This window comes from Pedobacter faecalis (genome assembly GCF_030182585.1).
In the GTDB taxonomy this organism is placed as follows: Bacteria; Bacteroidota; Bacteroidia; order Sphingobacteriales; family Sphingobacteriaceae; genus Pedobacter; species Pedobacter faecalis.
The window spans coordinates 2,428,105-2,443,386 of record NZ_JARXOW010000001.1; the positions used below are offsets into that span (position 1 = coordinate 2,428,105).

General features: G+C 44.3%; 15 protein-coding genes. 8 read left to right on the forward strand and 7 right to left on the reverse strand.

The window, feature by feature from the left end; all coding sequences use genetic code 11:
- Window position 1 precedes the first annotated feature (1 nt).
- Both apaG and dusB read right to left on the reverse strand, forming a co-directional pair.
- Window positions 2-388, reverse strand: a complete 387-nt coding sequence (gene apaG / locus QEP07_RS11000) for a Co2+/Mg2+ efflux facilitator ApaG/CorD (protein ID WP_256002717.1) — start codon at window positions 386-388, stop codon at window positions 2-4.
- The gene (gene dusB, locus QEP07_RS11005; RefSeq protein WP_285010145.1) at window positions 373-1,371 is read right to left on the reverse strand and encodes a tRNA dihydrouridine synthase DusB; all 999 of its coding nucleotides are present in this window, start codon (window positions 1,369-1,371) and stop codon (window positions 373-375) included. The genes apaG and dusB overlap by 16 nt, the downstream gene beginning before the upstream one ends.
- 48 nt (window positions 1,372-1,419) lie before the next feature.
- Here dusB and QEP07_RS11010 point away from each other — a divergent pair, with 48 nt between their 5' ends.
- Together QEP07_RS11010 and QEP07_RS11015 are read left to right on the forward strand one after the other, a co-directional pair.
- Complete coding sequence (locus tag QEP07_RS11010) at window positions 1,420-2,331, forward strand: CPBP family intramembrane glutamic endopeptidase (RefSeq protein ID WP_285010146.1); 912 nt, start codon at window positions 1,420-1,422, stop codon at window positions 2,329-2,331.
- Window positions 2,328-3,137, forward strand: coding sequence for a phosphatidate cytidylyltransferase (locus tag QEP07_RS11015; protein ID WP_285010148.1), 810 nt, complete (start codon window positions 2,328-2,330; stop codon window positions 3,135-3,137). Before QEP07_RS11010 ends, QEP07_RS11015 begins: the two co-directional genes overlap by 4 nt.
- Here the strand turns inward: QEP07_RS11015 and QEP07_RS11020 are convergent.
- Both QEP07_RS11020 and mfd read right to left on the reverse strand, forming a co-directional pair.
- Window positions 3,127-4,383 (reverse strand): hypothetical protein, encoded by a 1,257-nt coding sequence (locus tag QEP07_RS11020; protein ID WP_285010149.1) that lies wholly within the window; start codon window positions 4,381-4,383, stop codon window positions 3,127-3,129. The genes QEP07_RS11015 and QEP07_RS11020 overlap by 11 nt on opposite strands.
- 15 nt (window positions 4,384-4,398) lie before the next feature.
- On the reverse strand, window positions 4,399-7,740 hold the full coding sequence (gene mfd / locus QEP07_RS11025) for a transcription-repair coupling factor (protein WP_285010151.1): 3,342 nt from the start codon (window positions 7,738-7,740) through the stop codon (window positions 4,399-4,401).
- Between the two features lie 76 nt (window positions 7,741-7,816).
- On the opposite strand from mfd, the gene QEP07_RS11030 reads away from it, so the two are divergent.
- The 5 genes from QEP07_RS11030 (at window position 7,817) to QEP07_RS11050 (ending at window position 10,871) form a co-directional block, all read left to right on the forward strand.
- A complete protein-coding gene (locus QEP07_RS11030) occupies window positions 7,817-8,140 on the forward strand; it encodes a DUF2752 domain-containing protein (RefSeq protein WP_285010152.1) in 324 nt (107 codons plus the stop codon).
- Complete coding sequence (locus tag QEP07_RS11035; RefSeq protein WP_256002702.1) at window positions 8,133-8,492, forward strand: TM2 domain-containing protein; 360 nt, start codon at window positions 8,133-8,135, stop codon at window positions 8,490-8,492. Before QEP07_RS11030 ends, QEP07_RS11035 begins: the two co-directional genes overlap by 8 nt.
- 19 nt (window positions 8,493-8,511) lie before the next feature.
- Complete coding sequence (locus tag QEP07_RS11040; protein WP_285010153.1) at window positions 8,512-9,609, forward strand: Nif3-like dinuclear metal center hexameric protein; 1,098 nt, start codon at window positions 8,512-8,514, stop codon at window positions 9,607-9,609.
- Window positions 9,609-10,355 (forward strand): zinc ribbon domain-containing protein, encoded by a 747-nt coding sequence (locus QEP07_RS11045; protein WP_256002696.1) that lies wholly within the window; start codon window positions 9,609-9,611, stop codon window positions 10,353-10,355. The genes QEP07_RS11040 and QEP07_RS11045 overlap by 1 nt, the downstream gene beginning before the upstream one ends.
- Before the next feature lie 162 nt (window positions 10,356-10,517).
- A complete protein-coding gene (locus QEP07_RS11050) occupies window positions 10,518-10,871 on the forward strand; it encodes a hypothetical protein (RefSeq protein ID WP_285010155.1) in 354 nt (117 codons plus the stop codon).
- A 423-nt stretch (window positions 10,872-11,294) separates the two neighbouring features.
- On the opposite strand, the gene QEP07_RS11055 is transcribed toward QEP07_RS11050, so the two are convergent.
- The 3 genes from QEP07_RS11055 to rsfS are packed head-to-tail and all read right to left on the reverse strand — an operon-like array spanning window position 11,295 to window position 14,435.
- Complete coding sequence (locus QEP07_RS11055; protein WP_285010156.1) at window positions 11,295-11,939, reverse strand: LutC/YkgG family protein; 645 nt, start codon at window positions 11,937-11,939, stop codon at window positions 11,295-11,297.
- A gap of 11 nt (window positions 11,940-11,950) precedes the next feature.
- Window positions 11,951-14,041, reverse strand: a complete 2,091-nt coding sequence (gene ftsH / locus QEP07_RS11060; RefSeq protein WP_256002688.1) for an ATP-dependent zinc metalloprotease FtsH — start codon at window positions 14,039-14,041, stop codon at window positions 11,951-11,953.
- Between the two features lie 19 nt (window positions 14,042-14,060).
- Window positions 14,061-14,435: a ribosome silencing factor gene (gene rsfS, locus QEP07_RS11065; RefSeq protein WP_256002685.1), complete on the reverse strand. Its 375-nt coding sequence runs from the start codon at window positions 14,433-14,435 to the stop codon at window positions 14,061-14,063.
- Window positions 14,436-14,475: 40 nt separating this feature from the next.
- Between rsfS and QEP07_RS11070 the strand changes: the two genes are divergently transcribed.
- Window positions 14,476-15,246: a biotin--[acetyl-CoA-carboxylase] ligase gene (locus QEP07_RS11070; protein WP_285010157.1), complete on the forward strand. Its 771-nt coding sequence runs from the start codon at window positions 14,476-14,478 to the stop codon at window positions 15,244-15,246.
- Window positions 15,247-15,282: the final 36 nt, after the last annotated feature.

Here is a 15,282-nt window from a genome sequence, read left to right on the forward strand (position 1 = left end):
ATTAGTTGAGCCGGTAAGGCACGATCAGCTGGAACTGGGGAATTTCAACAATAAACTCCGTGTCGTCGCTGAAGCGATGCATCAGATAGTTGCCTCTCATACTTCCCATATCTGTAGTAAGATGGCATCCGGAAACATAGGAGTGGCTATTGCCTGGCTGAAGCACGGGTTGTAAACCTACTACCCCCTCGCCTTCTACTTCTCTTTGCATCCCGTTGGAGTCGAAAATGAACCATTGGCGGCGTTTGAGCTGGATGGTTTGGTCGGTAAGATTTTCGATAGTGATACGATAAGCAAACATAAAGTGCTCTCCTTCCGGACTCGAATATTCGTCCTGAAAAGTTGTTTCAACGGAAATCTTAACGCCTTGTGTTATTGCTGTAACCATGATTCCTGATATTTATCTGCGATTTCATCCAGAATGCTGTGGATGGTGCTGATGTCTTCTTCTTTGACGAGTTGCATGCGATAGGGTTTAAAGTCGGGCAGCCCTTTGAAATAGTTGGCGTAATGCCTTCTCATCTCAAATATTCCAACCCGCGGTCCTTTCCATTCGATAGATTTTTCGAAGTGTGTACGGCATACAGAAATACGCTCTTCGATAGTGGGTGGAGGGAGAACCTGACCTGTGTCGTAGAAATGGCGTATTTCCCGGAAGATCCAGGGATAGCCGATAGCTGCTCTTCCGATCATGATTCCGTCAACTTCATATTCCAGGCGCCAGTCTGCCGCCTTTTGGATGCTATCTACATCTCCGTTACCAAAAATAGGTATCTTGATTCTTGGATTCCGCTTTATCTTTCTTATAAGGGTCCAGTCTGCCTCCCCTTTGTAGAGCTGGGCCCTGGTTCTACCATGTATGGTAAGCGCCTGGATGCCTATATCCTGAAGTCTTTCCGCAACTTCTTCAACGTTTTTGGTGTTGTCATCCCAACCCAAACGGGTCTTTACGGTAACGGGTAAATGTGTAGCCTTTACTACCGCGTCGGTCATCTTAACCATTTTATCTATATCCTGAAGGAGGCTTGCACCAGCTCCGCGACAGGCAACGTTTTTAACCGGGCAGCCATAGTTTATATCCATCAGGTCTGGTCCGGCCAGGGTAGCTATTTCGGTAGCTTCGCGCATGTGGTCTATTTCACTCCCGAAGATCTGTATACCGATAGGGCGTTCGTATTCAAATATGTCCAGCTTAGCTTTACTTTTCGCTGCATCCCGGATCAGTCCCTCCGACGAGATAAATTCGGTATACATCATATCTACCCCGTTTTGTTTGCAGACAAAACGAAATGGCGGATCACTCACATCTTCCATCGGGGCGAGCAATAATGGGAACTCACCCAGATCTATATTTCCTATCTTTACCGACATTTTCTATCTTCAAGCCAAATTTGAGTACAAAGGTACTCAATATGCATAATGAATTTTATACAAAAAGATAAAGCGGAGAATACGCCCTATATTCAGATCGTTCTGCTGCTTGCCTATGCGCTGATCGGCTTTGTCGTTTCGTCGGTAATTGCGATAGCCGTGCTGGTGGGGATGTATGGCATGGAAATGCTGACTAACCCCCTTTTGCTGACCAGTGGAGAAAATGAATACCTGCCTGGTTTACGGCTGTTGCTTATCGCGAATTCTGTGGGCCTTTTCCTTTTCCCTCCGCTCCTTTTGTCGTTTACAGAGAAGCGGTCGCCTTATGCTTTGTATCATTTTGAGCCGCTTCAACTGCGACTGTTTGCTATGGTATTTGGAATTGTACTTGTGTCGATGCCCTTTATGGAATGGGTAGCCATTGCAAACCAGAAAATGGTATTGCCCTCTTTCTTGCAGGATTTGGAACGCTGGATACGGATGAAGGAGGACGAAAACATGCGTACCACGCTGATTTTGCTGAAAATGGCGTCTGTAAAGGATCTGTTGATCAATCTTTTCATGATAGCCCTGCTGCCTGCCCTTGCGGAAGAGTTGATGTTCCGGGGCGCCGTGCAGCGCATTTTCGGGAGATTTTTTAGCAATATACATGTGGCGATATGGCTTTCAGCAATATTGTTTAGTGCAATCCATGTGCAGTTTTATGGTTTTGTTCCACGTATGTTGCTTGGTGCAGCCTTTGGATATCTGTACTTCTGGAGCGGAAGTTTGTGGTATGCCATTGTTGCGCACGGCTTGAATAATGCCTACGCGGTACTGGCGGCCTGGTATATGCAGCAAAAAAATATACCATTATCGGAAGATTCAGTGAGCACTCCTCAATTTACCTGGTATGCATATGTGGTAAGCTTTGTGCTGACGATAGCTGCATTCCGCTACTTTAAAAAACAAGCCAAATGAAAACACGGGCAATTACTGCATTTTTTTTTACGATCGTCATGCTGGGCTCTATCCTGCTGGGTGGCTATACGTTTACGGTGTTTTATTTGTTACTAAGTCTGGCAGCACTGCTGGAATTTTTTAAGCTGATAAAAACGTCTGGCATCAGGCCGCACAGGAATGTTGCACTGGTGGCAGCGGCACTTATTTTCTTAATGACAGCGGGCTTTCATTACCTGAAATTTGAGTCGAAATTCCTTTTCCTGCTGGTACCGCTGATTTTTTCAGTTTTTATCACGGAGTTGTATAAAAAGTCCAAAATCCCTTTTGCGAATATCTCTTACACTTTTGTTGGCTTTATTTATGTAACCATCCCCTTCTGTTTCTTCTTCTCACTCGGGTTTTTGTATAATGGGAATTCCTACAGTTTTCATCTGCCTCTTGCGTTCTTACTGATGCTGTGGGCAAGTGACACGGGCGCTTATCTGTTTGGTGTTAAGTTTGGCAAAACGCGATTGTTTGAGCGCCATTCTCCTAAGAAGTCCTGGGAAGGACTGGGCGGCGGAATGCTGACGAGCCTGCTGGTTTCCTATAGCATATCACTTTGGTTTACCGAGATAAGTTTACTTGTATGGGCGGGTATGGCCTTTTTAATCGTTTGTTTTGGAACGCTGGGCGATCTGGTGGAGTCGATGCTGAAGAGAAGTCTGAACGCAAAAGATTCGGGATCTTTACTGCCCGGTCATGGTGGAGTGCTTGATCGTTTCGATGGGTTATTAATCGCCGCACCGGTGGTGTATGCCTATCTGTATCTGATTATAAACTAGATTCATGCGGGTGTGCAGCCTGTCCGGTAAAATATTCGGCATCTGCCAGGTATTTCAATATGGATTCAGGGTCCTTGTCGCTTATCTCGTGCTGGCTAAACTCCTGCAGGTGGCTCAGCTTAAGCAGTGAACCGCAACCGGCATCAGTAAATAGTTTGCTCAGCTTTTCGTTCTGATGGATATGATAGGCGTTGAAGGTCGACAGTTTATCTATCATCAAATGTTTTTTGTCTTCCTTCTCGAGGTCTATAAGCTTTTGCAGTTTCCGTCCTTCCGGGGTGTTGTCATTCGTCAGGAACAGGAATGTGCGGATAATAAATCGATTATCGTCTAATGTAACCAGCAGGTAACCCACTTTTTCATCTGATATGTAAAATGGTACCAGGCTTCGGGAGTTTTCCCGGTGGTACTCGATATCATCTTGCTCAAAGGTTAGAAATACGATAGAATGCATGATACCAGGGGTGATGTCAATTCGTTCCTGAAGCCTGTTTAAAGCGTGCTGCTGGATGTATACATCGAGCGGCATGTCAATGCCCCGCGATTGAAATCCTAGCTGAGAAGGCTTTATTTTTGACCATACCTGCTTAAGTTCAGGGTCGACCCATCCGAGACGGTATACGACGCGTTTTTCGCCGTCGATGATCATACTGCTCTTTTCTGTTTTGAACTCATGGATCATGATGTCATTATGCTGGCTGAGCATATTGCAGGCCGCTGTCTGATTGATGTCTGCCTTAATGATACTTCGGTTATAATCGCTCAAAAAGAGTGTTACATCCTGCATAAGTGTCGCCATCATATCCATGATCAAATCGTGGCTTTCTGTTTCGGGAAAATAGTCACTAAGCGATTCGCGGACCTGATCGGCATGTGCAAAGTAATTGTCGGACATGACCGATACGTAGTTGATAAGAATCAGCCCTTCGGAGAAAAGCAGGTTTAACGGTACTTTGTTCCCGTTGGTAAGTCCGATGAACTGGTCTTCCATAAACCTGTTCATGAGTTTGTTAAACTGTATAACGAGGGACTTGGACATATCTGACCCCGGCGCGGCCTTGGCTTTGAGGGCCGGGTATCTGGATTCATATATTTGTTCAAGTGCTGCGGGAGGGAATTTTTTAAATATGCCCGGACCCGCAAGCATGTCGCACATGTAGGCGATGCGCTCCATAAAACGCTTCTTGTGCCGCATGGCCTGCGCTTTGGCTTCTGCTGGGTTATACTTCTTTTTTGCTTTGGCCATGAGTCTCAGGTTTCTTTAATGCAATACCATTTCGAGCATTTCCACTGCTTCGTCTACTGTGTTTAAGTTATCAAAAGCGATGCGCAAACTGTCTTTAACTTCTTTAAGATTGCATAGTCTGGGATGCATCTGCGCAAAGTGCAGAATCTTATTGAATGTATTGGAATCAAAAAAAGGTGATTGCTTATCTGACACAAAGTAACCACGTAATATTCCTTTTTTGAACGTTATTTTTTCAAAGGCAAGTTTTTTAGCCACCCATTGTAAACGTAATACGCTAAGCATGGTTTGTACCTGCTTAGGAACCGGACCAAATCTGTCGCGCAGGGATTTTTCAAAGGCTTCCAGCTGTGTGTTATCCTCTATCTTCGATAGTTCTGTATACAGATTATACCGCTCGGTGATGTTGGTTACATAGTTGTCCGGAATGTATAACTCCAGATCAGTATCTATTTGAGTGAAGGTTACAAACGGTTTTTCCGGCTGATCTTTGAACAGGTCTTTAAATTCATCGTCCTTTAATTCCTGTATGGCTTCGTCGAGTATTTTGTGATACATCTCAAATCCGATTTCGGCAATAAAACCACTTTGTTCTGCTCCCAGGAGGTTACCGCTGCCGCGGATATCCAGATCGCGCATAGCAATATTGAAACCACTGCCCAGATCGGAAAACTCTTCAATGGCGCTGAGGCGTTTTCGTGCTTCAGAGGTTAGTGTGCTGAGCGGAGGACTAAGCAGGTAGCAGAACGCTTTCTTATTGGAACGGCCTACACGACCACGCATCTGGTGCAGATCGCTTAACCCAAACATATGTGCATGATTAATGATGATGGTGTTCGCGTTGGGAATATCGAGGCCTGCTTCGATGATTGTAGTTGCTACAAGTACATCTTTTTCTCCGTTTATGAAGTCGAGCATAACATCTTCAAGCTGGTCGCCATCAAGCTGACCATGAGCAATACCTATGCGTGCCTTGGGCACCAGTCGCTGTATTAACCCGCCAAGCTGGGGCAGGTCGTTTACCCGGTTGTGGATGAAAAATACCTGTCCACCACGGTCAAGCTCGTACTGGACCGCCTCCTGGATCAGTTTATCATTGAATACGTGCAGTTCAGTATTTACCGCCTGCCGGTTTGGCGGAGGCGTACTCATAATGGAAAGATCCCTGGCGCCCATCAGGGAGAAGTGAAGCGTACGGGGAATGGGCGTAGCAGTAAGCGTAAGTGTGTCTACATTGACTCGTAACGCCCTCAGTTTTTCCTTTGAGGAGACACCGAATTTCTGTTCCTCATCGATAATCATAATGCCAAGGTCCTTAAATTTCACATCCTTACTTAATAGTCGGTGCGTGCCAATGATAATATCAACCTTTCCTTCTGAAACTTCCTTCAGCGTGTCTTTAATCTGTTTGCTGGTTTTGAAGCGATTTATATAGTCCACTTTACAAGGGAAGTCTTTTAAGCGGCTTGAAAACGTTTTGAAGTGCTGTAGTGCCAGAATTGTGGTGGGGACAAGTACTGCTGCCTGCTTGCCGTTTGCGACGGCTTTGAAAGCCGCACGAATGGCTATTTCGGTTTTGCCGAAACCTACATCGCCACATACCAACCGGTCCATAGGATGCGGGGCTTCCATATCCCTTTTGACGTCGCTCGTGGCCTTTACCTGGTCGGGGGTATCCTCATAAATAAACGAGGCCTCAAGCTCTGTCTCCAAAAAGCCATCGGGAGCGAAAGCGGTACCGACCTGAGCTTTGCGCATGGCATAGAGCTTGATCAGGTCGCGCGCAATGTCTTTAACTTTTTTTTTTGTTGTTTTCTTCAGCTTGTCCCAGGCTTCCGTCCCAAGCTTATTCATTTTGGGAGCCGTGCCGTCTTTGCCGGTGTATTTGGCAATACGGTTGAGGGAATTGATATTCACATACAAAAGATCATTATCGGCATAAACAAGCCGGATCATTTCCTGTGTCTTTCCGTTTACATCTACTTTTTCCAGCCCAGCGTATTTTCCTATTCCGTGATCGATATGGGTGACATAGTCGCCAGGTTTGAGATCGCGCAGCTCTTTCAAGGTGATCGCCTGACTTCGATGGTAGCCTCTCTTTAGCTTATATTTATAAAAGCGGTCGAAAATCTGATGATCGGTATAAAACGCAACATGTTGACCAGCATCGATAAAGCCCTCCCTCAAAGAGATATTTACCGGCGTAAACCGTGCTGTTTTGTCGATATCATCCAGAATGGCATATAATCGCTCTGTTTGTTTGGATGAAGCGCTGAATATGAAATTGTGAACGCCTTCTTTTTCGTTTGCTTTCAGGTTGTGAATAAGCAGTGAGAAATCTTTGTTGAAAGATGGTTGAGGTCTTGTTTCGAAGTTGAGGAGGTGTTCAGTTTTATAAAAGAACTGTTTTCCAAACTCGATCAATGTGAAATCCTGCAGCGTGTCAGCCAGCATCTTTTCGTCTGAAAAAGCGAATTTCGGATCAATCCAGTCGGCGTTTTCCTGTTTTTCTTTACTGGGAAGTGCTTTCCAAAGCTCTACAGCTTTCTTGTATCCGGACTTCGTGATGTCGAGCGTAAATTCCACGTCTTTGAACCACAGTTGCGTGTCGGAATCGATATAATCCAGCAGACTGATGTTGTTCTCGGTAAGATATTTGGACTGGACGTTTGGAATGATCGTAAGCAGATTAACCTCCTCCACAGACAATTGGCTCTCTATGTCGAATGTTCTTATGCTTTCCACTTCATCGCCGAAAAATTCGACGCGATAGGGAAGATCATGGGAGAAAGAAAATATGTCTACAATACCTCCTCGTATAGAAAATTGTCCGGGTTCATAGACGAAATCGGTTCTTTCAAAATCGTAATCTATCAGAAATTCATTTATGAAGTCTATGCCGAGTTTGGCGCCAAGGCTAATCTCAAGTGTGTTTTTTTCAAGTACTGACCGATTTATAACCTTTTCCGCCAATGCTTCGGGGTAGGTGACCACCATGCGTCCGTATTCGGAATGATGGTTGAGCTCGTTGAGCACTTCTGCCCGCGCCAGCACGTTTGCCGTATCAACCTGGGTGAATTCAAATGCTTTACGAAATGAGGATGGAAACAACAGCACTTCGTTGTCGAGTATACTCTCCAGATCAGATTGGAAGTAGGCTGCCTCTTCCCTGTCGGGCAAAACAAAGAGCATGGGTTTATGCAGCATGAAATAGCTGGCGACAGCAACAACGACGTCTGATGACCCGACCAAACCACGCATTTGAACCTTTGTTCCCTTGCCTGTATTCAACGACTTCGCAAGGGCCTCTACCCTGCTGTCCGTCTTGTATCTGTTAATGAGGTCGCGGATATTCACACTACAAATGTAAGACTTATGAGTATTTTAGCTGTAACAATGGTCCTATTAATCAATCTTAGTAATAAATTGCATCATGAAGTGGTTTAGCCAGATGCCTTTGGAGCTTACTTTCTGGGTGATGGCGATTGTGCTTCTGGCGACTGCAGAACCGGTAACCCACCACGACGCAAATCATTTGACATTATGTCCGGTGGCGTTGCTTGGTCTGGACTGGTGTCCGGGTTGTGGGATCGGGAGAGGAATCACTCAAGTGCTGCATGGTAATATAACGGAGAGCTGGAATCATCACAAACTGGCCATTCCTGCACTACTGGTCATCGCATGCCGGATTGTTGATCTTAGCGGATTTAGAGGAAACCATTTAAATATTATATCAGGAGGAAAAAAAAATGTATGATTCACCATTTATGACATTGCCCGGGATTACACCTCAAGAGTATTCCTATTTACAAACAGCGACTACGGGGTTCAGTGACCAGCAGTTGAGGGGATTTTTGATGATATATGGCAGTAAACGAAGAAATCCTGACGATATGGTTCTGTACGCGATCCTTGGTTTTTTCGTTCCGGGCTTACCGAGATTTCTTGTTAACCAAATTGGGATGGGTGTCCTCTATTTTTTCACGCTTGGATTGTGCTTTATTGGAACGATCATAGACCTGGTAAATCATAAAAACCTTGCATTTGAATATAACCAGCGTATGGTATTTGAGAGCCTGCAAATGGTGAAGATGGGTAATATACATTGACGATATGTATATTTAGTGCATGAAGTTAGGTATTCTAATTAAGCACCTTGAATCTTTTGCTCCGCTGCAATATCAGGAGGATTACGATAATTCCGGACTCCTTGTGGGTAATCCGGATCAGGAAATATTCGGCGCTTTGGTGGCGCTTGATTGTACGGAAGACATTATAGGGGAAGCCATAGCAAATAGCTGCAACCTGGTGATTACACATCATCCTATCATTTTTAAGGGATTGAAACGAATTACGGGGTCTACGTACACGGAACGTGTAGTTCAAAAGGCACTCAAAAATGATATAGCTATTTACGCAATACATACCAACCTGGATAGTGTGAAGCACGGTGTGAATGGAATGATTTGTAAGCGCCTTGGGCTCAGAAACACCCGTGTACTTAGGCCTAAGGGCGATTTGTTGAGAAAGTTGGTTACTTTTTGCCCGATGGCTCACGCGGATGAAGTTAGGGAAGCGCTGTTTTCGGCGGGTGCGGGACACATTGGTCAGTATTCCGAGTGTAGCTTTAACAGTCCGGGCTTTGGTACTTTCAAAGCAGGGGAAGGAACCGAACCCTATGTTGGGGAACGGGATATTCTTCATGAGGAGTCGGAGCTCCGTATAGAGACCGTTTTCCTCGCTAAAGACCAGCGTAAGATCTTGCTCGCCCTGCTTGAGTCGCACCCTTACGAGGAGGTGGCATACGATATTATTCCACTCGCAAACGGCTTGGATACTGTTGGTTCGGGTATGATAGGATGGCTTGAGCAGGAGACGGACTGCCTTCAGTTTATGAACTTCTTAAAAGACAGAATGGACACAAACCTTATCCGGCACACCACATTGCTTCCAAAGAAAATAAGACGGGTTGCCGTTTGCGGTGGTTCGGGAAGTTTTCTGATCAAGGACGCAATAGCGCAGCATGCCGACGTTTTTATTACATCTGATTTGAAATATCATGAGTTTTTTGATGCGGACGGAAAAATAGTGCTGATGGACATCGGACACTTTGAAAGTGAACAATTTACATGCGACCTGTTGATAGACATTATTCAAGAAAAATTTCCTAACTTTGCAGTCCGCTTAACGGAGCGTAATACAAACCCGATAAATTATTTTGTTTAATGGAACAAACTGTAGAACAAAAGCTAAAAGCTTTGTACGAATTACAAACCTTACACACCAAAATTGATAAGATACGTCAGATCCGCGGTGAACTTCCTATGGAGGTGGCTGATCTTGAAGATGAGGTTGCTGGTCTGGAGACCCGCATTCAAAAGTTCAAAGCCGAACTGGATGATACAGAAGATGCCATTGTAACCCGCAAGAACATGATCAAGGAAGCACAAAACCTGATCAAAAAATACGAGACCCAACTTAAAGAGGTTAAAAACAACCGGGAATACGATGCTTTAACCAAGGAGGTAGAAATTCAGAATCTTGAGATTCAGGTATGTGAGAAGAAAATCAGAGAATACGGATTTGAAATCACCCAGAAGAATGAGGTTTACGAAAAGGCACTTGAGGATTTGGAGCTGAGGAAGAAAGATCTTGAAGTGAAAAAATCAGAGCTTCAGACAATCACCGCAGAGACCGAGAAGGAAGAAGATACCCTGACAAAGCGGTCGGAGGAAGCTTCAACTCAGATCGAAGAGCGTCTGCTTACTGCATATAATAGACTTAGAGGAAATGCTAATAATGGTTTGGCGGTTGTGACAATCGACAGGGATTCATGTTCTGGTTGTTTCAATCAAATACCTCCGCAAAGGCAATTAGATATACGTCAACGCAAAAAGATCATAGTATGTGAACACTGCGGTCGTATTTTGGTAGACGAGGCCTTAACTCAGGAAGTGATGGAGGAGGCGTAACAGCGTTTTAAATTATTATTGGGGCCGCCCGATAGGGCGGCTTTTTTTGTGCTGTAGAATTTATAGTCGATAAAATAAATAGTTTTTAGAAAAATTTGATTTTATTTTGATGTAGTTTGGCTGTTATGTGATTTTATATTACGTTTGTATAAAATATTTGTGATGAGTAAGAAAACGTGTGTGTATTGCGGTGCCGTGCTTAAGGGTCGATCTGACAAGCAAAGCTGTGATGATCAATGCAGAAGCGCAAAGAACCGGACGGATAACAAGAGTACAGAAGCGGGAAGGCGGGTGGCGAGGGCACTACGTAGAAACAGAGATATCCTTCTTAAAGTAAACCCATCAGGTTCAAAGCGCGTCCTGATCGCTGATTTGATCGAGCAGGGTTATCAACCTGAGTTTTTCACATTTCTTCGAAGTGGCGAAAGTGGAGTTTATTTCGGGGTTTATGAGACCGTAATTGTACCCGTTGACTCCCAGTATTGGCAACTCACCCGGATTAACACGTTGGTGTAGTTGTATTGCACCCAGTCTACTCTTTACCTTTAGATCGCCCTCTGCCCTGTGTTTTCCGTTCCGGTAGATTCTTGTAAAATGGGGCCTGGATCTCCGCATTGATTAGCTCTCCCGGCATAATTCCAAATATTATCTCCAGTTTTCTGACCTTCGTATAAGGGATATCCTTATTGCTAGTGAGAGGAATTTTACCGTAGTTTATGAAAGTATTAACTGAGACGTCTAACAATTCATGGATTATGGGAGCTAAATTTCTATGATCTTTCTGTTGCAAGCTTTCCAGCAATTCGATAATTTTATACTTATACATGTGAGCCTTTTATTTTTTATCAAAACGTTAGGCTACAAAAATATGTCGTTGAAAATAATTTGCCCAAGTATAACCGGTTAATTTAAATTGACTGGAGTCAGTTACAAATTACTTTAATGAAAATCATCGACCATAAAGACAAACAGTTCCTTTGGTCCGTGGGCGCCTAGTACGAGTGTCTTTTCAATATCAGCGGTGCGGCTAGGGCCGGTTACTGTACTGATCATTGAGGGCAACTGATTTCCGTACTTATTGCGCATTTGAGTGAAGGCGTCTTTAATGTCCATAACAAGCTGGCCAGTTCGTGCTACAACGATATGATGATGCGGAAATATACTGAGCCTCCGTCCGGCAGCATTGTTATTAGAAAGCATTACAGAGCCGTTTCGCGCAATAAGTGCTTCACAGAGGGTTATTCCAACCTCGGCAAATTCAAAGTCCTTATCTGTCTTATAAAAGGGGAATTCGTACTGTGTGAGTAGAGCTTGAAGTTCCGGCTCCCAGCAGTATATTTTCCTCCATTTAAACTGGTCTGCAAGCTGAAGGATATTTTCCATGAATTCCAGCCCGTTTTCGCAATAGATGAAGTGACCAGACACAGCAGTAAGCTGCTCTGCAAATAAGACCTCAGGAATCTCTGTTGCCTCTTTGTATATGGGAGTATCTTCTATATTAGGATAAGGATTATCCCTCTTCTCAAGGAGGGCTTTCCTTATCCTTTTTAGCATGAGTTCTTTTGGTGTGATGTTTTCGTGCATCGCCAAAGGAATTATTCCGACGGGGTGTTTGGCAGATTGACGGTCACCGGAGAATCGTTCGTTTCAGTGACGCCATCGTGCAAAAGCCCTTCGGCTGCCGGTTTTTGGTCGCCTGTGCCGTTAACAAACTCGTCGTAAGTTGTCCGGTTGTCAAAAGGCCTCTTTCCTAAGATCTCCTCGAGATCTGTTTGAAACAGAATTTCCTTCTCGATCAGTTTCTGAGCAAGTTTTTCCAGTCCGTCGCGCTTCTCAGTCAGCAATTGTTTGGTACGATCGTAGACTTTAGCGATCATGCCGCGGACTTCGCCGTCAATCAATTCAGCAGTTTTTTCAGAATATGGTTTACTAAAGTTGTATTCGTTCTGAGGATCGTGAAAAGACACATTGCCGACCGAATCATTCATTCCATAAATAGTCACCATAGCATAGGCTAGCTTAGTGATGCGCTCCAGGTCATTTTGTGCTCCGGTAGAGATTTTACCAAATACGATATCTTCTGCAACCCGGCCACCCATGGTCATACACATGCCGTCCGTTAACTGTTCGGTTGTATATAAAAACTGTTCTTTAGGCAGATATTGGGCATATCCTAATGCCGCAACGCCACGCGGAACAATAGAGACCTTAACCAGTGGGTCTGCGTGTTCCAAAAACCATCCGGCGATTGCGTGGCCAGCTTCGTGATATGCTACAATCCTCTTTTCTTCAGGAGATATGATCTTGTTCTTTTTCTCCAGTCCGCCGATTACCCGGTCGACCGCATCCTGAAAATCCTGCATATCTACCGTTTCCTTATTTCGTCTGGCGGCAATAAGCGCAGCCTCATTACATACGTTCGCTATTTCCGCACCGGCAAAGCCCGGGGTTTGGGCCGACAGTTTCTTTGCATCAACCTCTGGGGCCGTTTTTATCGGTTTAAGATGGACTTTGAAAATCTGCTCGCGACCAACCAAATCTGGCTTGTCTATGGAAATTTGCCTGTCAAACCTTCCGGGCCTCAATAAGGCAGAGTCCAGCACGTCCGGACGGTTCGTAGCAGCAAGTATAATAATCCCAGAGTCGGTTCCGAAACCATCCATTTCTACTAATAACTGGTTCAGCGTGTTTTCGCGCTCATCATTTCCGCCCATCATGCTGTTCTTACCACGTGCACGTCCTATAGCGTCAACCTCATCAATGAATATGATACACGGTGCCTTATCTTTAGCCTGTTTGAACAGATCTCTCACGCGGGAAGCTCCAACGCCCACAAACATTTCGACGAAATCTGAGCCGGAAAGAGAGAAAAATGGAACCTGCGCTTCTCCCGCTACGGCTTTCGCAAGTAAGGTTTTACCCGTGCCCGGAGAACCTACAAGCAATGCGCCTTTTGGAATTTTACCACCAAGGTTTGTGTATTTTTTAGGGTTCTTAAGAAAATCAACGATCTCCATCACCTCCTGCTTTGCTTCTTCCAGACCCGCGACATCGTTGAAAGTGACGCTTACCTGGCTTTCTTTATCAAATAGGGTAGCCTTGGATTTTCCAATATTGAAGATTTGTCCGCCTGCTCCCCCTGCGCCACCACCCATACGGCGCATAATGAACATCCAAAACCCTATAAACAGCAACACGGGAATAATTACGGTGAAAAACCAGGAATTAAATGAACTTTGCCGGGTTTCCTTTTCAGCCAAAATACGCTGATCAGGAGGAAGTGACGCCTGAGATTCCTTCAGTTGCTCGTCCACCGCGTCCATAGATCCAGCAGTATAGTATACTGCCGGGCCGCCTGAGCTAAAATTTCCTTTCGGCTGATATTTTTTATACTTAGGATCGCTTAGCCGATCTTTTTTGATATAGACTTCGACTTTTACCAAGTCTTCATGTTTATACGCAACCAGCTTCTGCACATCGCCAGGCAGGAGCATTTGTTTCTCAAATTCACGATAGTCTATTTTCGTCGCCGTGTCGGAATTGAAAAAGAAGTTCAAAAAGATCAACCCAAGTATAAGCGCTGCATAGACCCAGAAGATATTGAATTTAGGCCCCTTCTGTGGCTTTTTTGGAATATTGGGGATCCTTTTAATAAGTTTCGGTTTTGTATTTTGGTCTTCTTTCATTTGTCTTGGATATTATTGTTTAGGCGCTTTTATATGACGTTGCCTGGGCATCTCCCCACAAATCTTCAATGCCATAGAATTCGCGCTTTTCCGTTTTAAAAATATGTACTACGATGTCAAGGTAATCCAGGATAATCCAGTCCGCAACATCGTGTCCCTCTTTACGCCAGGGATCTGTTTGTGTGGCTTTAAAAATTTCTTCTTCTACGCTGTCGGCAATGGCTTTAACCTGAGTAGACGAATTGGCACTGCATATGATGAAATAATCGGAAACGGAACTATTAAGGTTTCTCAAATCCAAACGCACGATATCATTTCCTTTTTTTTCCTGAATGCCTTGAACGGCAACTTCTGAGAGGTATGTAGAAAGGTTTCCTATTTTCTTTTTTACCATTAAATAACTTAAGTTTGATTAACAAATATACGATCAACACTTGCAAAATAACACTTTTCCAACATTATTTGTTGGTCACAATCTGATCAGATTATCTTCGGTGGGTTCTACAAATGACTTTCTGAAAATGATGTTGTCAAATTCCGAGCCACTGTTGGAAGGCACTGTAATTATGGCAGATAACCAATTTGCGGGGCGAGGGCAATACAGCAGTTCGTGGCAGTCTGAGCCTGGCTCAAACTTGACGTTCAGTATCTTCTTAAAGCCGGGTTTCCTCCCGCTCGAAAAGCAGTTCTTATTGAATATGGCAGTTTGCGTGGGCATAAATGAGGTTTTATGCAAGCTCACTCCTTCTGGCTTTTCGGTCAAATGGCCGAACGATGTGTATTACCAGGATCGAAAGGTTGGCGGCGTTCTCATCGAAAATGGCGTCTCTGAAAGAATAATAAGTTACAGCATTGTCGGAATAGGAATAAATGTCAACCAGCAGAACTTTGATGGTCCAGGTCTTGCAAAGGCAGGTTCAATAGGTAAAATTTTACAACAGCATGTTGATTTGCAAGATCTTTTAAGGCAGATATGTGGTGGCATTGAAGCCGAATATCTGAAATTGAAGGCAGGCAGACAGCAAGATCTGCATGAAAGGTATTTGTCTATTCTTTACCGCCGTGGTATAACGGCGCAATACGAAGATAAAACGGGTGCGTTTGAAGGGCAGATAACCAGGGTGGATGAACGTGGCGTTATGTTCGTAAAACGAGAGGGTAAAGATTACGAATATCGGGTTAAAGAAATAGAATTTTTACCATGACTAGGCAGAGATGCGGGAGCTAAATGAAAAATATTA